Annotated in this window: 17 protein-coding genes; 4 read left to right on the top strand and 13 right to left on the bottom strand. The window is 74.3% G+C overall.

Going from position 1 to position 19,011, the window contains the following annotated elements; genetic code table 11:
- Nucleotides 1–33: 33 nt before the first annotated feature.
- Nucleotides 34–750 carry a Crp/Fnr family transcriptional regulator gene (locus GNZ18_RS13670; protein WP_312874499.1) on the bottom strand — a complete coding sequence of 239 codons (717 nt, stop codon included), beginning with the start codon at nucleotides 748–750 and terminating at the stop codon, nucleotides 34–36.
- A 379-nt stretch (nucleotides 751–1,129) separates the two neighbouring features.
- Nucleotides 1,130–2,050 (bottom strand): 5'-3' exonuclease, encoded by a 921-nt coding sequence (locus GNZ18_RS13665; RefSeq protein WP_156216757.1) that lies wholly within the window; start codon nucleotides 2,048–2,050, stop codon nucleotides 1,130–1,132.
- A gap of 255 nt (nucleotides 2,051–2,305) precedes the next feature.
- Between GNZ18_RS13665 and GNZ18_RS13660 the strand changes: the two genes are divergently transcribed.
- Nucleotides 2,306–3,415, top strand: coding sequence for a M24 family metallopeptidase (locus GNZ18_RS13660; RefSeq protein WP_308166218.1), 1,110 nt, complete (start codon nucleotides 2,306–2,308; stop codon nucleotides 3,413–3,415).
- Nucleotides 3,416–3,537: 122 nt separating this feature from the next.
- Here GNZ18_RS13660 and GNZ18_RS13655 read toward each other — a convergent pair whose 3' ends face one another.
- Entirely contained in the window at nucleotides 3,538–4,803 is a 1,266-nt protein-coding gene (locus GNZ18_RS13655; RefSeq protein ID WP_156216755.1) for an ABC transporter ATP-binding protein, read from the bottom strand.
- Between the two features lie 148 nt (nucleotides 4,804–4,951).
- Here GNZ18_RS13655 and GNZ18_RS13650 point away from each other — a divergent pair, with 148 nt between their 5' ends.
- A complete protein-coding gene (locus GNZ18_RS13650) occupies nucleotides 4,952–6,025 on the top strand; it encodes a LacI family DNA-binding transcriptional regulator (protein ID WP_312874498.1) in 1,074 nt (357 codons plus the stop codon).
- Between the two features lie 92 nt (nucleotides 6,026–6,117).
- Nucleotides 6,118–6,558: an Lrp/AsnC family transcriptional regulator gene (locus GNZ18_RS13645; protein WP_214619260.1), complete on the top strand. Its 441-nt coding sequence runs from the start codon at nucleotides 6,118–6,120 to the stop codon at nucleotides 6,556–6,558.
- A 17-nt stretch (nucleotides 6,559–6,575) separates the two neighbouring features.
- On the opposite strand, the gene GNZ18_RS13640 is transcribed toward GNZ18_RS13645, so the two are convergent.
- The 7 genes from GNZ18_RS13640 to GNZ18_RS13610 form a co-directional block, all read right to left on the bottom strand.
- Complete coding sequence (locus GNZ18_RS13640; protein WP_312874497.1) at nucleotides 6,576–7,484, bottom strand: TIGR03619 family F420-dependent LLM class oxidoreductase; 909 nt, start codon at nucleotides 7,482–7,484, stop codon at nucleotides 6,576–6,578.
- Between the two features lie 103 nt (nucleotides 7,485–7,587).
- Nucleotides 7,588–8,598: an N-acetylglucosamine kinase gene (locus tag GNZ18_RS13635; RefSeq protein ID WP_312874496.1), complete on the bottom strand. Its 1,011-nt coding sequence runs from the start codon at nucleotides 8,596–8,598 to the stop codon at nucleotides 7,588–7,590.
- Nucleotides 8,586–9,842: a 6-phospho-beta-glucosidase gene (locus GNZ18_RS13630; protein ID WP_156216753.1), complete on the bottom strand. Its 1,257-nt coding sequence runs from the start codon at nucleotides 9,840–9,842 to the stop codon at nucleotides 8,586–8,588. The genes GNZ18_RS13635 and GNZ18_RS13630 overlap by 13 nt, the downstream gene beginning before the upstream one ends.
- Nucleotides 9,839–10,723 carry a carbohydrate ABC transporter permease gene (locus GNZ18_RS13625; RefSeq protein ID WP_156216751.1) on the bottom strand — a complete coding sequence of 295 codons (885 nt, stop codon included), beginning with the start codon at nucleotides 10,721–10,723 and terminating at the stop codon, nucleotides 9,839–9,841. The genes GNZ18_RS13630 and GNZ18_RS13625 overlap by 4 nt, the downstream gene beginning before the upstream one ends.
- Nucleotides 10,720–11,730 (bottom strand): carbohydrate ABC transporter permease, encoded by a 1,011-nt coding sequence (locus GNZ18_RS13620; RefSeq protein ID WP_308166221.1) that lies wholly within the window; start codon nucleotides 11,728–11,730, stop codon nucleotides 10,720–10,722. The genes GNZ18_RS13625 and GNZ18_RS13620 overlap by 4 nt, the downstream gene beginning before the upstream one ends.
- Nucleotides 11,731–11,732: 2 nt before the next feature.
- Nucleotides 11,733–13,064, bottom strand: coding sequence for an ABC transporter substrate-binding protein (locus GNZ18_RS13615; protein WP_214619263.1), 1,332 nt, complete (start codon nucleotides 13,062–13,064; stop codon nucleotides 11,733–11,735).
- A 73-nt stretch (nucleotides 13,065–13,137) separates the two neighbouring features.
- Nucleotides 13,138–14,361: an ROK family transcriptional regulator gene (locus GNZ18_RS13610; protein WP_312874495.1), complete on the bottom strand. Its 1,224-nt coding sequence runs from the start codon at nucleotides 14,359–14,361 to the stop codon at nucleotides 13,138–13,140.
- A 439-nt stretch (nucleotides 14,362–14,800) separates the two neighbouring features.
- On the opposite strand from GNZ18_RS13610, the gene GNZ18_RS13605 reads away from it, so the two are divergent.
- Complete coding sequence (locus GNZ18_RS13605) at nucleotides 14,801–15,964, top strand: alkaline phosphatase PhoX (RefSeq protein WP_156216749.1); 1,164 nt, start codon at nucleotides 14,801–14,803, stop codon at nucleotides 15,962–15,964.
- Nucleotides 15,965–16,001: 37 nt separating this feature from the next.
- On the opposite strand, the gene GNZ18_RS13600 is transcribed toward GNZ18_RS13605, so the two are convergent.
- The 3 genes from GNZ18_RS13600 to GNZ18_RS13590 all read right to left on the bottom strand — a co-directional run bounded on the left by GNZ18_RS13600 (nucleotide 16,002) and on the right by GNZ18_RS13590 (nucleotide 18,978).
- Complete coding sequence (locus GNZ18_RS13600) at nucleotides 16,002–16,556, bottom strand: FHA domain-containing protein (protein WP_156216747.1); 555 nt, start codon at nucleotides 16,554–16,556, stop codon at nucleotides 16,002–16,004.
- Nucleotides 16,557–16,678: 122 nt separating this feature from the next.
- Nucleotides 16,679–17,890 (bottom strand): acyl-CoA dehydrogenase family protein, encoded by a 1,212-nt coding sequence (locus GNZ18_RS13595; RefSeq protein WP_156216745.1) that lies wholly within the window; start codon nucleotides 17,888–17,890, stop codon nucleotides 16,679–16,681.
- Nucleotides 17,887–18,978 (bottom strand): DUF3616 domain-containing protein, encoded by a 1,092-nt coding sequence (locus GNZ18_RS13590; RefSeq protein ID WP_156216743.1) that lies wholly within the window; start codon nucleotides 18,976–18,978, stop codon nucleotides 17,887–17,889. Before GNZ18_RS13590 ends, GNZ18_RS13595 begins: the two co-directional genes overlap by 4 nt.
- Nucleotides 18,979–19,011 lie beyond the last annotated feature (33 nt).

Raw genomic sequence — 19,011 nt, 5'->3', positions numbered from 1 at the left:
TGCGAATCTACAATGTAAAGGGCGAGGCCGCGGTCAGTCCTGGCCGTTCGCGAACGCCCGCAGGCCGGGCAGGTCCACCACGGTGATCTTCCGCCAGCCCGTGCTGACCAGGTCGCGCCGCCGCAGGCTGTTCAGGGCGCGCGCGACGGTCTCGCGGGAGGCGTCCATCCAACTGCCGAGCTCCTCCTGCGACAGCGGCGGGGCGATGTCGACGCGGCCGTCGGGGGAGGGCGGGCAGTGCCGCGCCGACAGCTCCGCGAGCTGGGTGAGCAGCAGTGCCAGCCGCCGGGCGCCGCGCGCCGACACGTGCGCCTGCAGGCGCCGGTCCGCGTCGTCCAGGCGGCGCACGAACGTGCCGCTGACCAGCAGCCACACGGCGGGATGGGCGTCGAGGAAGGCGGTGAAGCGCGCGGCGGGCACCACCAGCGCGCGGATCGGGCTGAGCGCCGTCACGGTCGCCGACCGCTCCCGGCCGCCGAGCACCGCGCTCTCGCACACGAGGTCGCCGGGGCCGCGCACGGCCAGCACCACCTCGTGCCCGTCGGCGGTGGAGGAGATGACCTTCGCCCAGCCGCTCTCGATGAGGATGATGTGGTCGGACTCGTCGCCCTGGTAGCACAGCGGCATGCGCGGCTGGTAGTTGCGCGGCCGCGCCACCTGCCGCAGCGCCGCGCGCTGGGGGGTGTCGAGGTCGTCCCAGAAGCCCTCGCCGCGCGCGAGGGTGAGGTCGGGGCCGGTCCGTTCGCTCACGAGGGGTCCGCTTCCCGGGCCCGCGGGCCCGCGGGTCGGGGCAGGGACGCGCCGCCAGGTGAACCGGTACCCGCGGCTGGTGGGAGGAGTGGGGCGCTGAGGCCCGGTGCCGCGGATACCGGTCCGCTCATGCGGCCGCCGCGGACGGGGCGCGTGTCCTGCCCTGTCCAGCGGCGGTGCCGGCATCGCATGTCCCTCAGGAAACCCCCTCACTGATTCCCCAGGCTGCACCCGTGGGCCCATACCGTCTGCGTCACCTGACACAGTGGGTCTCGCGCCGGTCAAGCCCCCAGGTCACGGCGCTCCGGCGGATGACGGTCGGCGGGACGGCCGGCGCGGGCGGTCCGGCGGGCGGGTCAGCGGGCGGTCCGGCGGGCGGTCAGCGGGCGAGGGCGTTGAGGAGGCGGTTGACGGGGCCCGACAGGTTCCAGCGGTCGGCCAGCTCGACCAGCGCCTCGGGGTCGCGGGGCTCGGTGGGGAGCCGGTCGTCCAGGCCGGTCAGCTCGGGCGCGTCGATGTCGGTGACGACGCGGACCACCGTCTCGGCGGAGGCCAGGTACCCGCGGGCGGCCTCCATCCGGCGGCGCGCACCCGCCGGGAAGCCCTCGTCGGTGCCCGCGTCCAGCGCGGCGAGGATCCCCGCGACCGACCCGAACCGGGTGACCAGCGCCGCCGCGGTCTTGTCGCCGACGCCCGGCACGCCGGGCAGCCCGTCGCTGGGGTCGCCGCGCAGCGTCGCGTAGTCGCCGTAGGCGCGGCCCGGGATGCGGTACTTCTCCGCGACCTCCTTCTCGCCCATGATCTGGAGGTTCCTGATGCCGCGCGCGGTGTACAGGACGGCGACGGGCCCGGCGTCGTCGACGAGCTGGAACAGGTCGCGGTCGCCGGTGACGATGTCGACCGGGCCCTCGGCGGCGCCGCGCACCGCGAGGGTGCCGATGACGTCGTCCGCCTCGTACCCGGCGACGCCCGCGCTGGCGAGCCCGAACGCGGCGAGGACGGCGTCGATCACCGGGAGCTGCGCCTCCAGCGCGTCGGGCGTCTGGTCGCCGCCGTCGTCGGCGACCCGGTGCGCCTTGTAGGACGGCAGCGCCGCGACCCGGAACTCGGGCCGCCAGTCGGCGTCCATGCAGCACACGAGCCGGTCGGGGGAGCGGTCCTGGACGAGCCGCGCGATCATGTCGACGAGGCCGCGCACCGCGTTCACCGGCGTCCCGTCGGGGGCGGTGACCGACTCGGGCACCCCGAAGAAGGCGCGGAAGTACAGCGACGGCGTGTCCAGCAGCATCAACCCGCTCATGCGCCCCATCGTCGCACGCCGGTACGACGGTCCCGGGCCGACCCGGGCGCGCGGGGGCGCGGGTATCGCCGGCGGGGGCGGGCCGGGGCGCCGGGAGGCCGGGGTCCTTGGGATCCTGGTGGTGTGCCCGGGGCGGGCGTCCCGCCTCCGAGCACAGGTGAGACGACACAAGGCCAGGTCACAGGGAGGAGGGAGCGGCGGTACGCGGCGCGGTCGGCGCCGCGCGGTGCCGTCGCGACCGGCATGGAGACGGATGTGACGACGGAGTTGTATCCGCGCGAGCGCGTCGGACGGGTGCGGGAGGCCACGGCGCGGGCGGGCCTCGGCGCGGTGCTGCTGACGCCCGGCCCGGACCTGCGCTATGTGACCGGGTACGACGCGCTGCCGCTGGAGCGGCTGACCTGCCTGGTGGTGCCCGCCGCCGGGGAGCCGTTCATGATGGTGCCGAGGCTGGAGCTGCCCGCCGCGCGGGAGTCGCCCGCCGGGCGCCTGGACGTCGAGCTCGTCCCGTGGGACGAGACCGACGACCCGTTCGCGCTCGCCGCCGCGCGGCTGCCCCGCGACCTCGCGAGGGTGGGCGTGGCCGACCGGATGTGGGCGGTGATGGCGCTGCGGTTCCGCGCGGCGCTGCCGGGCGCCGAGCAGGTCGCGGCGGGCGAGGTGCTGCGGACGCTGCGGATCCGCAAGAGCGCCGCCGAGGTGGCGGCGCTGCGGGAGGCGGGCGCGGCGATCGACCGCGTCCACCGCCGCGTCCCCGGCCTCCTCAAGGCGGGGCGGACCGAGCACGAGGTCGCCCGCGACATCGCCGACGCGATCATCGCCGAGGGCCACGCCACCGTGGACTTCGTCATCGTCGGGTCCGGCCCGAACGGCGCCAACCCGCACGCCGAGCCGGGCGATCGCGTCATCGGCCCCGGCGAGCCCGTCGTGGTCGACATCGGCGGGACGATGCCGAGCGGCTACTGCTCGGACTCCACCCGCAACTACTGCGTCGGCGAGCCCCCGGCCGCGTACCTGGAGTACTACCGGGTGCTGGAGGAGGCGCAGCGGGCGTCGTGCGCGGCGGTCCGTCCCGGGGTCACGCCCGAGGCGGTGGACGCGGCGGGCCGCGACATCATCGCGGCGGCCGGGTACGGGGAGCACTTCTTCCACCGCACCGGCCACGGCATCGGCCTGGAGACCCACGAGGACCCCTACATCGTCGCGGGCAACCGGGAGCCGCTGGAGCCCGGCATGGCGTTCTCGGTCGAGCCGGGCATCTACCCGGGCCCGCACGGCGCGCGCATCGAGGACATCGTGGTGTGCACCGAGGACGGCCACGAGCCGATGAACACCACCGACCACGGCCTGGTGATCACCGGCTGACCCTCCGCCCGGCAGGGCGACGCCCACGGTCCGTGCGGGCCGTGGGCGTCGCCGTGCGGAGGGCGGTGTTACCTGCGGTGGCTCCTCGGCGGTGGTCCTTGACGATGGCTGCGCGGCGGCGGTTACTTGCGGAGCGTGTCGGTGACGGTGTCGGCCGGGGACGCGGCGCCCGACGTGCCCGCCGCGTCCGGGTGCCCGATCGCCAGGCCACTGGCCGGGTCGAAGAAGTGCAGCCGCGTGGTGTCCACGGCCAGGTCGACCTGCTGGCCGGGGCGGACGTGCGAGCGCGAGTTGACGCGCGCCGTCCACAGCGCCCGGTTGTCGATCAGCGGGATCGCCTCGGTCTCGCCCTCGGCGGCGTCCTCGGCGAGGTCGGCGGTGTCCTTGTGCTCGACCGGCGGCGCGTCGATCGCGAAGATCACGTTGATCTCGCTGCCCAGCTCCTCGGTGACGCTGCTCTTGACGGTCAGCGGCGCCCACGCGGAGTCGGCGTGCGCGGCGTCCTCGAAGTCCGACGGGCGGATGCCGAGGATCACCGTGCGGCCCACGTAGCTCTGCAGGCCCGGCTTGGCGGCGAGCACCGAGTCGGGCACCGGCAGCGAGAACCCGGCGAAGGAGATCCGCGCGCCGCCGCCGGCGCCGCCGGTCAGCTCGGCGGAGACGAAGTTCATCGCCGGGGAGCCGATGAAGCCCGCCACGAACAGGTTGACCGGGTTGTCGAACAGCCGCTGCGGGGTGTCGACCTGCTGCAGCTTGCCCTCGCGCAGCACGCACACCCGCGAGCCCAGCGTCATCGCCTCGACCTGGTCGTGGGTGACGTAGACGGTGGTGACGCCGAGCCGCTCGTGGAGCTGGCTCAGCGACGCGCGCATGGACACGCGCAGCTTGGCGTCGAGGTTGGACAGCGGCTCGTCCATCAGGAACGCGCGCGGCTCGCGGACGATCGCGCGCCCCATCGCCACGCGCTGGCGCTGGCCGCCCGACAGCGCGGCGGGCTTGCGGCCGAGGTACTGCTCCAGGCCGAGCATCTTGGCGGCCTCGTGGACCTTCTTGCGGATCTCGGCCTTGGGGGTGCCGCGCAGCTTCAGCCCGAACGCGAGGTTCTGCTCGACGGTCATGTGCGGGTACAGCGCGTAGTTCTGGAACACCATCGCGATGTCGCGGTCCTTCGGCGCGAGGTCGTTGACGACCTGGTCGCCGATCGAGACCTTGCCGCCGCTGATCTCCTCCAGCCCGGCGATCATCCGCAGCGCGGTCGACTTGCCGCAGCCGGACGGACCCACCAGGACCATGAACTCGCCGTCGCGGATCTCCAGGTCCAGGCCGTCCACGGCCTTGACGCCGCCCGCGTACACCTTGTCGACCCGGTCCAGCACGATCTTGGCCATCAGATCCTCCCGATGGAAACGTTTTCTATCCACCCTGTCCAACAGGGAATTTATGTCAGTCTCCGGAGTAAACAACATGGAATCGTTTCCAGGGGAGGCCGGGTCATGAGAAGATGATCGGAAGGCCGGGACGGGAGGGGGCGGGGCGGTGACGCAGCCGCGATCGGCGACGATCAAGGACGTGGCGGCCGCGGCCGGCGTCGGGATCGCCACGGTGTCGCGGGTGTTCTCCGGCACGGGCTCGGTGAGCGCGGCGACCCGCGAGCGGGTGCTGGCCGCCGCCCGCGAGCTGGACTACCGGCCGAGCGCCCTCGGCCGCGGCCTGAAGCTGCGCCGCAGAGGCGGCATCGGGCTGATCGTCCCGGACGTCACCGACCCGTTCTGCGCGGAGCTGGTCGCGGGCGTGCTCGCCTGCGCCCGCACGCTCGGCGAGCACGTCATCGTGGACGCCGCCCACGGCGACCCCGCCCGCGAGGCCGAGATCCTCGACCGGCTCGTCGAGCAGCGGGTGGACGGCGTCATCGCGGTGCCCGCCGGACGGGAGGCCGACTGGCGCGCCGCCGCCCGGGTGTGCTCCAGCGTCGTGTTCGCCGACCGGGTCCTGCCGGGCCTGCCGGAGATCCCCGCGGTCCTCGCCGACGACGCGGGCGGCGTCCGCTCGCTCGTGGAGTACCTGGTCGGGCTCGGCCACCGCACGATCGCCTTCCTCGGCGCCGCGCCGCCCGGCGTCCCGCGCGAGGAGCCGGGGACGCCGCTCGGGGTGCGCGAGCGCGCGTTCCGCGACACGCTCGCGCAGCTGCGCGTCCCGGTCGAGGAGGACCTGGTCGTCGCGGCCCGCCCGGCGGGCGACGCCGCCTACGCGGCGGCCGCGGGCCTGCTGCAGCGGCGCGCCGACGTGACCGCCGTCCTGGCCGCCGGGCACCTGCTCGGCGAGGCCGCCGTGCTGGTCGCCCGCGAGCTGGACCTGCGGGTCCCCGCGGACGTGTCGATCGCGATGGTCGACGACGTCGCGTGGGCCGAGCTGTGCGACCCGCCGCTCACCGCGGTCGCCCGTCCCGCCCGCGACATCGGCTACCGGGCGTGCGAGCTGCTGCTGCGCGACCGGGCCCGGCGGGGCAGGGGAGGGCCGGTGCTGCTGCCGACCGAGCTGGTCGTGCGGGGGAGCTGCGGCGCGATCCGCACGGCCCGCGCGCCCGGCCGGGGCACGCCCCGCCACCCCTGAGCCCCGCGCTCCGGGCGGCGCCCGGCGCCGGGGACGCCGTTCTGTGATCCGACCGCCCCCGGGGAGGGCGCCCGGCACGCTAGATTTCCGGCGTGGAGGAGATCGATCGTCAGATCATGGCGCTGCTGGCCGATGACGGGCGGATGAGTTTCACCGATCTGGCCAAGGAGACCGGCCTGTCGGTGTCGGCCGTGCACCAGCGCGTCCGGCGGCTGGAGAAGCGCGGCGTGATCAAGGGGTTCACCGCGCAGCTCGACCACGAGCAGGTCGGGCTGCCGCTGACCGCGTTCGTGTCGATCAAGCCGACCGACCCCGCCGCGCCCGACGACGCGCCCGAGCGGCTCGCCCATCTCACCGCGATCGAGGCGTGCCACTCGGTGGCCGGGGACGAGAGCTACATCCTCAAGGTCCGCGTCGCGTCCCCCAACGAGCTGGAGGAGCTGCTCCAGCTCATCCGCGCGGCGGCGAACGTCGCGACCCGCACGACGGTCGTGCTGAGCACCCCCTGGGAGGGCCGCCGCCCCCGCCTGTGAGCGGCGCCTGCGAGCGTTCAGACGGGCGCGAACGCCTCCAGCGCCTCGTGCGCGAGCCGTGTCGCGGCGTCCGGGTCGGCGTCCGGCCCGGTGACCTCGGGGTCGAAGTTCAGGTCGAGGAACGCCTCGGTGACGCCCTGCCGCTCCAGCGACGCGAGGTCGGCGCGGATCTCCTCGTGGGTCCCGGTGAGCGGCCTGCGGTCCTCTCCGCCCACCCCGCCGGGACGGATCCGGACGGCCGCCCGCGCCACGAACCGCAGCTCCGCGGCGTCCCGTCCCGCCTCCCGCGCCGCCGCGCGGACGGTCTCGATGGAGCGGCCGAGCGCGGCGGGGTCGGCGCGGCTGGAGCTGACCCAGCCCGCCGCGAGCCGCCCGGCCCGGCGCAGCGCCCGCTCGGACGCGCCGCCGAGCAGCACCGGCGGCCCCGCCGGCTGGAGCGGGCGCGGCTCCATGATCACCGGCGGGACGTCGTAGAACTCCCCGTGGTACTCCCCGGACCCGTGCCACAGCGCCCGGAGCACCGCGAGGAACTCCTCCGCGCGGGCGCCGCGCCGCTCCATCGACGCGCCGAGCGCGGCGAACTCCTCGGGCATCCAGCCGAGCCCGAGCCCGAGGTCGAGCCGCCCGCCGCTGACGTGGTCGAGGGTGGCGGCCTGCTTGGCGAGCATCGCGGGCGCGTAGAAGGGCAGGTTGACCACGGCCACGCCGAGCCGCGCCCGCCGGGTGAACCCGGCGAGGTAGGCCAGCGTCACCAGCGGGTCGGGGACGGCGCGGTAGTCGCGCTCGGGGGAGCCGGCGGGGTTGAGCAGGCGCTGCAGCGTCCACAGCGAGTGGTAGCCGAGCTCCTCCGCGCGCCGCGCGATCTCCACCTGGTGGGCCGGGGTGGCCCACGCCCCCGACACCGGTACGGCGAACCCGATCAGCACGGCGCCCCCTTGGTCTCCCGCTGCCCGTCTTCGCTCCGACCCTAGTACCGGCCCGCACCTTACAACGTCAAGGCGGCGGGCCGGTACGTCCTGCCGGTCGAGGTCAGCCCTCCCGGGAAGCGGCGCGGAAGGCGGCCCGGAAGGTCTGGTGGACGGCGGCCGGGGCGTCGAGCTGGTCGAGGCCGAGGAGCGCGGCGCCGAGCAGCGGGGGGTCCTCGGGGACGAGGAGGCGGGTGCGGGGGGCGACGTCGGCGTAGCGCTCGGCGACCGCGTCCATCAGCAGGGGGCGGCGGGCGCGCAGGATCCCCCCGCCGAGGACGACCTCGGCGGGGGAGTCCTCAAGCCCGAGGCGGCGCAGGATCACCGACCCGAGCAGCGCGATCTCCTCGGCGAGCCGGAACACGACCTCGCGGGCGACCGGGTCGCCCGCCTCGGCGGTGTCCAGCAGCAGCGGCGCCAGCTCGGTGAGGTTCTCCCGGTCGAAGTCGCCGTCGTGCATGCCGAGGCCGACGTCGATGGCGCGCTCGACGCCGTAGTGCGCGGCGACGGCGGCGGTGAGCGCGGTCTCGGGACCCCGACCGTCCTCGCCGCGGATGCCGTGCCACAGCGCCGCGCGGCCGAGTTCGCCGCCGCCGCCCCAGTCGCCGGTGTGGGGGCCGAGCGAGGGGAAGCGGGCGGTGCGGCCGTCGGGGGCGATGCCGGCGCAGTTGATGCCCGCGCCGCACACGACGGCGACGCCCCAGCCCTCGGTGACGGCGCTGCGCAGCAGCGCGAGCGTGTCGTTGCCGACCCGGACGCTCGGCGCCGGGCCGCGCGCCAGCAGCAGCTTCTCCAGCCGCTCCTCCTCGGCGGGCAGGTCCACGTTCGCCATGTACGCGGCGAGGTGCGCGACGTCGCCGCGCTCGACCCCGGCGCGCTCCACCACGGCGTCGATGACCCCGGCGAGCGACTCCAGCGCGACGTCGAACCCGGTGGTCTTCGGCCGGAACCCCGGGCCGCGCGCGGTGGCGAGAAGCTCGCCGCCTGGCCCCGCCACGGCCGCGTCGATCTTGCTGTTGCCGCCGTCCACGGCGATGAGGACGCCGCCCGGACGGCCGGGGGTCACCTCGCCCACGGCAGGTGCTCGCGGTTGGCGGCGACGAGGTCGCCGGCGAGCCTGTCGGCGAGGTCGGCCTGCCCGACCAGGGGGTGGGCGAGCAGCGCGCGGGCGACGCGGTCCACGCCGCCGCGCAGCGCCGCGTCCAGCGCCAGCTCCTCGTAGGCCGACACGTGCGCGACGAGCCCGGCGAACAGCGGCTCCAGCGGCGGGACCGGCAGCGGCTCCGGCCCGGTCGCGGTGATCCGCGCGGGCACCTCGATGACGGCGCGGTCGTCGAGGAAGGGCAGCGTCCCGCCGTTGCGGACGTTCACGACCTGGGCGTCGCCGCGCCCGGTGAGCAGGGACGCGGCGAGCTGCACGGCGGCCTCGGAGTAGAACGCGCCGCCGCGCTCCTCCAGCCGGGCCGGCTTGGTGTCCAGGGCGGGGTCGGCGTACATGTCGAGGAGGTCGCGTTCGAGGGCGGCGACCTCCTCGGCGCGGGAGCGGGCGCCGCGCAGCTCCTCCACGACCTGGTCGTGCCGGTAGAAGTAGCGCAGGTAGTAGGACGGGACGGCGCCGAGCCCGCGGATGAACGCGGCGGGCATGCTGGCGGCGCCGGCGAGGTCCTCGGCGTGCTCCTCCAGCAGCTTCGGCAGCACGTCGGCGCCGTCCACGTCGATCGAGCGGACCCAGGTGAGGTGGTTGAGCCCGGCGTGGCCGAGGCTCACCCGCTCGGGCGGGACGTCCAGGAGCTTCGCGGCGCGGCGCTGGACGCCGATCGCGACGTTGCACAGCCCGGCGGTGCGGTGGCCCGCGTCCAGCAGCGCGCGGGTGACGATGCCGACCGGGTTGGTGAAGTCGATGATCCACGCGTCGGGGGCGAGGGCGGTGACGCGCTCGGCGATGTCCAGGACGACCGGGACGGTCCGCAGCGCCTTGGCGAGCCCGCCCGCGCCGGTGGTCTCCTGCCCGACGCAGCCGCAGGCGAGCGGCAGCGTCTCGTCGACGTGCCGGGCCGCCTGCCCGCCGACGCGCAGCTGGAGCAGCACCACGGTCGCGCCCTCCACGGCCGCGTCGAGGTCGCCGGTGGTCACCACCGCGGCGGGGTGCCCGGCGCGGGCCAGCATGCGCCGGGCGAGGCCGCCGACCAGCTCCAGCCGCCCGGCGTCGGGGTCGGCGAGGACGAGCTCGGACACCGGAAGGTCCGCGCGCATCCGCGCGAGCCCGTCCACCAGTTCGGGGGTGTAGGTGGAACCACCCCCGATGACAGTCAGCTTCAACCCTTCACTCCCGTCAGAGTCACACCCTGGATGAACACGCGCTGGGCGAGCAGGAACACCACCAGCACGGGCATGATGGTCAGCAGCGTCGCCGCCATCGTGAGGTTCCATTCGACGTGGTGGGCGGCGCGGAAGGTCGCGACGCCGATGGCGAGCGTCCAGTGCTCGGGCTTGGCGTACACGAGCGGCCCGTAGTAGTCGTTCCAGCAGTAGAAGAACTGGAACAGCGCGACCGCGGCGAGCGCGGGGCGCGCCATCGGCAGCACGACCCGCAGCATCGTCCGCAGCTCCCCGCAGCCGTCGACGCGCGCGGCGTCGGCGTACTCGCGGGGGATCGTGATGAGGAACTGCCGCAGCAGGAAGATCGAGAACGCGTCGCCGAACAGCTGCGGGATGATCAGCGGCCAGAGCGTCCCGGTGAGGTGGAAGCGGGACCACACGATGTACAGCGGCACCATCGTCACCTGCGGCGGCAGCATCATCGCCGAGATCACCACGACCAGGGCGGCGTTGCGGCCGCGGAACCGGAAGCGGGCCAGCGCGTAGGCGACCGGGACGCTGGAGACCAGCATGAACGCCGTGGACAGCCCCGCGTACATGGTGCTGCTGAGCGTCCAGCGGACCATGTCGCCGGTGAACACGCGCCGGAAGTTCTCGAAGTGCCACTCGCGGGGCCAGATCTGGTCGCTGAGTGCCTGCTCGTCGCTCATCACGGCGGTGAGGAACATGAACACCAGCGGCGCCAGGAACATCACCGCGAGCGCGACGGCGATGGCGTGGGTGGCGAGCCACAGCAGCATCCGGCGGGAGCGGGGCGCGCGGAGCCGCGCGGCCCGCCGCCGGTGCGGCGAGGCGCCCGCCGTGGACGGTGCGGCGGTCATCCGGCCTCCTCTCCGGCGAAGGCGTTGAACTGCCGGAGCAGGACGAGCGTGAACGCCATCGCCACGACGAACATGACCAGCGCGAGCACGCACGCGTAGCCCATGTTGAACTGCCGGAACCCCTCGTCGTAGAGCCACTGCGGGAACGTCAGCGTGGACCCGCCGGGGTAGCCGGGCGCGAAGCTGGTGCCGGCGAGGTCGGCCTGCCCGGAGGCGACCTTGGCCGCCACCAGCGCCTGCGTGAAGTACTGGAGGGTCTGGATGACGCCGGTGACGGCGGAGAACGCCAGCACCGGCGAGACGGTCGGCAGCGTGATGTGCCGGAACCGGGCCCAGGCGCCGGCTCCGTCGATCGCGGCGGCCTCGTACAGCGACGCCGGGACGTTCAGCAGCGCCGCCAGCAGGATGATCATGACGTCGCCGACGGCCCACAGCCCGAGCAGGCCGAGGCCGGGCTTGGCCCAGGCGGAGTCGTTGAAGAAGTCGGGCAGCGAGACCCCGAGCCGGTCGGCGATCACCGGGAACGGGCCGGTGCCGGGGTTCAGCACGTACACGAACGCGACCGTGGCCGACACCGGCGGGATCAGGTAGGGCAGGTAGAACACCGACCGCAGCAGCGCGCCGCCCCGCTTGACGCGGGTGAGGAGCTGGGCGACGCCGAGCCCGAACACCACCCGCAGCGGCACGACGATCGCGACGAGCCACAGGGTGTTGCGCATCGCCGTCCAGGCGTCGTCGTCGCGCAGCAGGAACTTGTAGTTGTCGAACCCGACGTACTCCAGCGTGAACAGGTTGTAGCGGGTGAAGGAGAAGTAGACGGTGGCGGCGAGCGGGTAGGCGAAGAACATCCCGAACCCGATCAGCCACGGCGACAGGAAGGCCAGCACCCGGAGCCTGCGGCGGCGGCGCGCGCGGGGCGCCGCGTGCCCGCGGCCGCCGGGCCCGGCGCGGCGCGCCGAGCCCCGGACGCGGCCGCCGGAGGGGGCGCGCGGCGCGACGGAGGTCACCCTCAGCCCCCGGCCAGCTTCAGCGACTCGTCGACCTTCCCGTCGAGGTCCTTGAGCGCCTGGTCGAGGTCGGACACCTTCCCCGGCTCCCACTGGTCCTGGACGAACTGCTGGAACTTCACGACGTAGTCGTTGCCGTTGGGCGTCGGCGGGGTGGTGAAGGAGTTCGGGTTCTTGAAGACCTGGAGGAAGGTCTGGAACTGGGGCGGCAGCGCCAGCTGGGGTGAGCCGAGCGAGGTGATCGTGGTGGGGACGTTGCCGAGCGCGTTGGCGAAGGTGACCAGCGAGGTGGTGTCGGTGGTGAGGTACCTGACGAACTCCCAGGCGGCCTGGGCGTGCTTGGCGCCGCGCGGGATCCCGATGACCGTGCCGATGACGAAGCCGCCGCCGTAGCGCGCCTGCTGGCCGTCGGGGACGGGCGCGGGCGCGGTGCCGTAGTCGACGTTGGGCGCCTCCTCCTGCATGAACTTGGTGCGCCACTCGCCGTCGACGGCCATCGCGACCTGCCCCTTCTCGAAGGGGTTGGACGACTCGAACTCCTGGCCGATCGAGCGCAGGAACTTCTTGACGTTGTTGTAGCCGTACCAGTCGATCAGGCTCTTGTTCCATTGCAGGTAGGCGCGGAAGGCCGGGTCTCCCGCGAAGTTGGCCTTCCCCGCCGGGGTCAGCCACTTCGCGCCCCACTGGCTGGCGAGGTGCTGCGCCTGGTGCTCGTAGTACTGGACGGACGGCAGGAACCCGGCGACGCGGATCGTCCCGTCCGGGTCGCGCTTGGTGAGCTTCTTGGCGAGCGCGGTCAGCTCGGTGAACGTCTTCGGCGGCTGCTCGCCCTTCATCAGCGCCTTGTTGTAGTAGAGGCCGTAGGTGTCGGCGAGCAGCGGCATCGCGCAGCGGCGACCCTTGTACCGCGTGTACTCCTGGACGACCTTCGGGAACTGGTTCAGGTCCAGCTTCGACTTGGAGACGTAGGGGTTGAGGTCCTGCCAGGCGCCGCTCTGGCACCACTGCCCGACGCTGTCGGTGGTGAAGGAGGACACGACGTCGGGCGGGTTCCCGCCCCGGATGGCGTTGGAGATGCGCTCGTCGGTCTGGTCCTTGACCAGCTTGACGGTGATGTTGGGGTGGGCCTTGTGGAACCCGGCGGCGGCGGACTCGAACGCCTTCACCTCGTGGGCGGCGCTCCAGCCGTGCCAGACCTCGATGGTCTGCTTCTCCCCGGCGTCCGGTCCGCTGCCGGACTGGTCGCCGCCGCCTCCGGCGGTGCAGGCGGCCGTGAGGCCGAGCGCCGCGGCGGCGAGGGCCGCCGCGAGACGGCGCGGTGTGGTGGTGGGCACTCCGGTTCTCCTTCGGGGGAGGGACGGCCGGTGCCGCCGTCCGAGGGGGGCGGGGTCTAGGGGGCGGCGGGGGTCAGGGGGCGGTGGTGGAGAAGACCTCCTCACGGGTCTCCTGGAGTGCCTGCTGGAGGGCGCCGGCCAGGACGGGGTTGCCCTGGACGGAGCTGATCCGCACCTTCGGGCGCGGGATCGTCAGGCTGTGCAGGTGCTGCTCGACGCGGGCGCGCAGCGGCTCCCCGCCGGCGTGCAGGACGTCGCCGGTGAGGACGACGAGGGCGGGGTCGAGGACGCCGACGACGGTGGCGAGCGTGACGCCGAGCCGGGAGGCCAGCTCGGTCAGCGCCCGTTCGGCGCGGGCGCCCGCGTCGGCGGCGGTGCGGGTGCCGGTCGGGGCCGCGCCGACGGTGGCGGCGGCGCGGCGCAGGACGGCGGCGGCGTCGCGGCCCCGGAACCCGTGCTCGCGCAGCAGCCGCAGCACCGCCACGCCGCCGGTGAGGCTGTGCACGCCGCCGGTGTGGGTGCGGCGCACGTCCCGCATGAGGGGCGCCCCGACGGCGGGCATGTAGCCGATCTCGCCCGCGCCGCCGGTCGCGCCGCGGTGCAGGGCGCCGTTGAGGACGACGGCCATGCCGACGCCGTCGGCGACCCACAGCAGCACGAAGTCGCCCGCGCCGGTGGCGCGCCCGCCCGCCAGCTCGGCCAGCGCGGCGAGGTTCACGTCGTTCTCGATCGCGACCGGCACGCCGAGGCCGCCGCTCAGCGTGCCGACCAGATCGGGGATGTGCCAGCCGGGGATGTGTGCGGCGTAGCCGAGGCGGCCGGTGCCCGGGTCGACGGCGCCCTGGATGCCGATGACGGCGCGGTCGAGGTCCGCGCGGGTCAGGCCCGCGTCCTTGGCGGCGCCGTCCAGCGCCTCGCCCATCCGCGCCACCACGTCCACCCGGATGCGGCCGGGGGTCTCCAGGGTGTGGGCGCCGACGACCGTCCCGGCGAGGTCGGCGACCGACACGCTGATCCGGGCGGGGGTGACGTCGGCCCCGGCGACGTGCGCGGCGGCGGCGTTGAGCCGGTACAGCCCGGCGGTGCGGCCCGGCAGGCCCGCGCGCGTCCCGTCCCGGACGACGAGCCCCGCCTCCTCCAGCCGCGCCAGCAGCTGAGACGCGGTGGGCTTGGAGATCCCGGTCAGCTCCGACAGCTCCGGCCGGGTGAGCGGGCCCCGCGCGAGCAGGGCCTCCAGCGCGGCGCGGTCGTTGATGGCGCGCAGCAGGCTGGGCGTTCCCGGGACCGGTGCGGGCACGGCACTCCCTCCGAGTTAGGAAGGTTTCCTAACTCGGAGGAGAAAGTAAGGAGTACGCACGGCCGCGTCAAGACCCGGGCCGGGAGCGGACGCCCGCCGTGCGGACGCCCGGTGGGCCCTCCCGAGGGGCGGCGCCATCGAGGGAAACGCGGAACCAATTCACGGGCGACAAGGGCGCGCGGTCGCGTCGCCCGACGAATGTGGACCTCGTTTTCGGGTGCGGGGCGATGACATTTCCGCGGCCACTTTCCCCATCTCCTGTTGTTGCGGTTCCGTTCGCTGAACAGGACAATTACGGTTAACGGTAAGTAGTGCACGGGTCATTCTCCGTTAAGATCCCCTACCGCGAAATGACCGCCCGACTGCCTAGCTTTTTCCGTGGTCGTCATCGGCGGCCGTCTCTCCTTCGAGCCCCACCTCGGTCAGAGAGGTCTCGCCCATGGAACACCGTTCACTCTCCCGCCCGCCGGCGGCCGGCGCCGGCGCGCTCGCCTTCTCCGGAAGCCTGTGGCGCGGGGCTGCCCTCACCTCCGCGGCCCTGACCGACCTTGCATCCCCCTACGGCCCGCTCGGGCCCCCCGACGCGGGCGGCGTCGCGCTGCCCGAGGGTTTCACCGCCCGGGTCGTCGCCCGGTCCCGGCGGACCGTGACCGGCACGGCCTTCACCTGGCACGACGCCCCGGACGGCGGCGCGTGCTTCCCCGACGGCACGGGCTGGATCTATGTGTCCAACGCCGAGGTCGGGGCCGGGGGCGGCGGCGCGTCGGCGCTGCGCTTCGGCCCCGGGGGCAACATCACCTCGGCGTACACGATCCTGTCGGGCACCAGCCGCAACTGCGGGGGCGGCGCCACGCCCTGGAGCACCTGGCTGTCGTGCGAGGAGACCGCCGCCGGACACGTCTGGGAGACCAGCCCGTGGGGCGGCCCCGCCGTCCGCCGCCCGGCGATGGGGCGCTTCAACCACGAGGCCGCGGCGGCGGATCCGGTCCGCGAGGTCGTCTACCTCACCGAGGACGAGCCCGACGGCGGGTTCTACCGCTTCGTCCCGGACGCCTGGGGCGACCTGTCGTCGGGGACGCTGCAGGTCCTCGCGGCGGGCGCCGCGACGTCCGGGACGTTCACCTGGGAGGCCGTGCCCGATCCCGGCGGGTCGCCGCGCGCCGTCCGCGAGCAGGTGCCCGGGATGAAGGCGTTCGACGGCGGCGAGGGCTGCCACTGCGCGGGCGGCGCCGTCTGGTTCACGACCAAGGGCGACGGCCGCGTCTGGCGGGTGGACCTGCTCGGCGGCACCTACGCGCTCGCCTGCGACGGCGGCGTCGCCGTCCCGGGCCGGGGGCCGCTGGCCCGGCTGGACGGCATCATCGGCTCCTCCTCGGGCGACCTGTACGTCACCGAGGACGGCGGCGCCATGGAGATCCGCGTGATCACGCCGGACGGCGGGGTCTCGGTGTTCCTGCGGGTGAGCGGCCAGAGCGCCTCGGAGCTGTGCGGCGCGGCGTTCAACCCCGCCGGGGACCGGATGTACTTCTCCTCCCAGCGCGGCACGAGCGGGTCGCCGTCGGGCGGCATCACCTACGAGGTCCGCGGTCCGTTCCGCACGTGACCGCGACCGCCTCCGACGGGCGGGGCCGGGGGGCGCGTCAGGGGGCGCCGGGCAGCGGCGCCGCGACGATGAAGGCGGCGTTGCCGAAGCCGACCTCGTCGCCGGGGCGGACGCGCGCCGGGGCGGTCAGCCGCCAGCCGTTGACCCGGGTGCCGTTCATCGAGCCGAGGTCGGAGATCAGCCATCCCTCCTCGGCGCCGTAGATCTCGGCGTGGAACCGGGACACGGTCAGGTCGGTGAGGATGAACTGGCAGCCCGGGGCGCGGCCCACGACGATGCGGGACGCCTCGCCGGGCGGCAGCGTGAAGCGGGGCAGCCGGGGCGCCCGCCAGGCCGCCTCGATCCGCGCGGTCACCTGCGACACCGAGGAGATGATGCCGGTGAGCCGGCCGAGCACCCGCCCGGCGGGTGGCAGGTCGTGCACGATGTCGGCCAGCTCGGCCTGGCTGCGCGCCCGCAGCACCTGGTCGACGCGGCGCTCGAACGTCTCGTGCGACATCCGTCCCTCGGCGACGCGTTCGCCGAGCACGCGCAGGACCCGGTCGCGTTCCATGTCGGACGCCCGCACCGGATATGAGGGCCGACCGTCCATGCTGTGAGTATCCAGTTCCCGTCGACGCCTGTCCAGAAAAAGCGAGGGGCCGGGCGATCGCCCTCACCCGCCCCCCACCGCCTTCGATGCCGGGCCCTCCGGAAAAGTTCGGGCCGGCGGGGTCAATGTTCGTCGTCGTCTTCTTCGTGGCGCGAGAGGAGGTCGCGCGCGATGTGCGTCACCTGGATCTCGTCGGTGCCCGCGTAGATCTGGAACGAGCGGGCGTCGCGGGCGAGCTGCTCCACCCGGTACTCGCTCATGTAGCCGTTCCCGCCGAACAGCTGCACGGCCTCCTGCGCGACCTCGCTCGCGGCGCGCGCCGCGTACAGCTTCATCGCCGACGCCTCGGCGAGCGTGGGCGACCGGCCGGCCCGCTGCATCTCGACGTGGCGGAACACCAGGTTCTGGACGTTGAGCCGCGCGACCTCCATCGTGGCCAGCTTGAGCTGGATGAGCTGGAAGTCGCCGATCGGCCGCCCCCACAGCTCGCGGTCCCGCGCGTACTCCACCGACAGCTTCAGGCACTCCTCGATGACGCCGAGCGCCATCGCGGCGACCCCGGCGCGCTCGGTGACGAAGTTCTGCCGCGCCGACTCCTTGCCGCCGCCCGCGCCGGAGGCCAGCAGCCGGTCGGCGCCCGCGCGGACGCCGTCCAGGAACAGCTCGCCGGTGGGGGAGGAGTGCAGGCCCATCTTGCGCAGCGGCCCGGTCTGCTCCAGGCCGTCCATGCCGCGGTCGAGGACGAAGGTGAGGATCTCCCGGTCGCGCGGCTCGCGCCCGTCGTCGAGCTTGCAGTACAGGACGACGGTGTCGGCGTAGGGGCCGTTGGTGATGAACGTCTTGGCGCCGTCGATGACGTACCCGTCGCCGGAGCGCCGCGCGGTGGTGCGCATCCCGCCGAACGCGTCGGAGCCCGACCCGGTCTCGGTGATCGCCCACGCGCCGACCTTGTCGAGCGTGAGCAGGTCCAGGCCCCAGCGCCGGCGCTGCTCGGCGGTGCCCCGCTTCATGATCGTTCCGGCGGCGAGGCCGAGGCTGACGCCCAGCGCCGAGACCAGGCCGGGCGCGACCCGGCACATCTCGATGACGGGCAGCAGCGTCATCGCCGGGTCCGCGCCGCGCTCCCCCTCCGCCTTCCGTTCGCCGGACCGCCGGGCGTGGAAGGAGGAGCGCGCCATCTCGTCCAGGCCGAACGTCCGGTACAGGTTCCGCAGGAGCCCGTAGGGCGGCAGCTCGCCGGACTCCAGCGCGTCCAGGTGCGGGCGGACCTCCGCGTCGACCCAGCCGCGCACCGCGTCCCGGATCATCAGGTCGTCGCCCGACCATTCGATCATGGAAGCACGATCACGTCGGCGAGGACGCCGCCGTCGGCGGTGAGCCGGGCGGGGGAGGGGCTGTCGTAGACGACCAGGACGCGGAGGCCGGAGCCGTCGGGCTCGTCCAGCACGGCGATGCCCTCTGCGTGGTCGTCGCCGTCGCCGTAGGGCAGCTCGCCCAGCACCTCCAGCTCGGACGCGGGGACGATCTCGGCGGCGTCGGTCTCGGCCGCGCCGCGCCACCGCACGACGCGGACCGGCCCGTCCAGGTCCATGCTGGGGCCGGTGAGGATGAGCAGGTCGTCGCCGTGCGGGCACAGGTCGCGGATGCCGAGCCCGCCGAGGTCGAGGAAGTGGGTGCGGTACAGCTCGTCGTCGTCATCGCCGACCGGCAGCGCCCGCAGCCGCCGGGGGTCGCGGCGGTCCGTGCCGGGGCGGATCTCGACCAGGACGGCCCAGCCGCGCAGCACGGGCCCGCGCAGGCCGATGTAGAGGCGGTCGCCGTGCGCGGCGATGCCCTCGACGTCGAGGCCGTTGTCCTTGCTCGGGATCGACAGGAACGGCGCCAGGTGCGGGTCGTCGGCGAGCAGGTCGGTGAGGGAGTCGCCGCGCCCGCCGAGGACGGCGGCGGTGCGGGTGCCGCCCTCGCCGGGGGCGTCGGGGGCGACCTCGGGGAGCCCGTCCTCCCCGGGGACCAGGGGGAGCCGCGCGATGATGTAGCGGTTGTCCTCGCGGACGACCGTCGCCAGCCGCTTGCGGGCCTTCGCGCCGGACTGCCCCGGCTTGATCTTCTTGCGCTTGAGGCTGTGCGAGCCGATCGCCCACAGCCATCCGTCGGCGCGGGCCAGGCCCTCGATGTCGGCCTCCTCGTCGGGGCCCGCGGGCAGCGGGACGAGGTCGGCCAGCGCGACCGTGACGTGCTCGCCGTACCCGGTGACCCGGCCGTCCGCGCCGGTCACGGCCGTGAGCCGCTCGATGGTGGCGGTCTCGTCGCCGGCCGTCCACAGGCAGCGGCCGTCGCGGCGCACGGCGGACAGGTTGGTGTGGGTCTCGGCGTCCCGGCTCTCTTGGCCGAAACGCAGCTCGACCTGGCGTTCCACGATCATTTGGAGATGTTCCCACAAACGCCGCGCGGTCAG

Origin of the sequence: Actinomadura litoris, assembly GCF_009733595.1 — a bacterium.
GTDB lineage: Bacteria > Actinomycetota > Actinomycetes > Streptosporangiales > Streptosporangiaceae > Spirillospora > Spirillospora litoris.
This window is presented reverse-complemented; position numbering and strand designations above follow the sequence as displayed.

Excerpts from the sequence above, each read along its gene's own strand:
- GNZ18_RS13665 (WP_156216757.1), bottom strand. The coding sequence starts at position 2,050 with ATGAGCGGGTTGATGCTGCTGGACACGCCGTCGCTGTACTTCCGCGCC.
- GNZ18_RS13655 (WP_156216755.1), bottom strand. The coding sequence starts at position 4,803 with ATGGCCAAGATCGTGCTGGACCGGGTCGACAAGGTGTACGCGGGCGGC.
- GNZ18_RS13625 (WP_156216751.1), bottom strand. The coding sequence starts at position 10,723 with ATGACCGCCGCACCGTCCACGGCGGGCGCCTCGCCGCACCGGCGGCGG.
- GNZ18_RS13605 (WP_156216749.1), top strand. The coding sequence starts at position 14,801 with ATGGAACACCGTTCACTCTCCCGCCCGCCGGCGGCCGGCGCCGGCGCG.
- GNZ18_RS13600 (WP_156216747.1), bottom strand. The coding sequence starts at position 16,556 with ATGGACGGTCGGCCCTCATATCCGGTGCGGGCGTCCGACATGGAACGC.
- GNZ18_RS13595 (WP_156216745.1), bottom strand. The coding sequence starts at position 17,890 with ATGATCGAATGGTCGGGCGACGACCTGATGATCCGGGACGCGGTGCGC.
- GNZ18_RS13590 (WP_156216743.1), bottom strand. The coding sequence starts at position 18,978 with ATGATCGTGGAACGCCAGGTCGAGCTGCGTTTCGGCCAAGAGAGCCGG.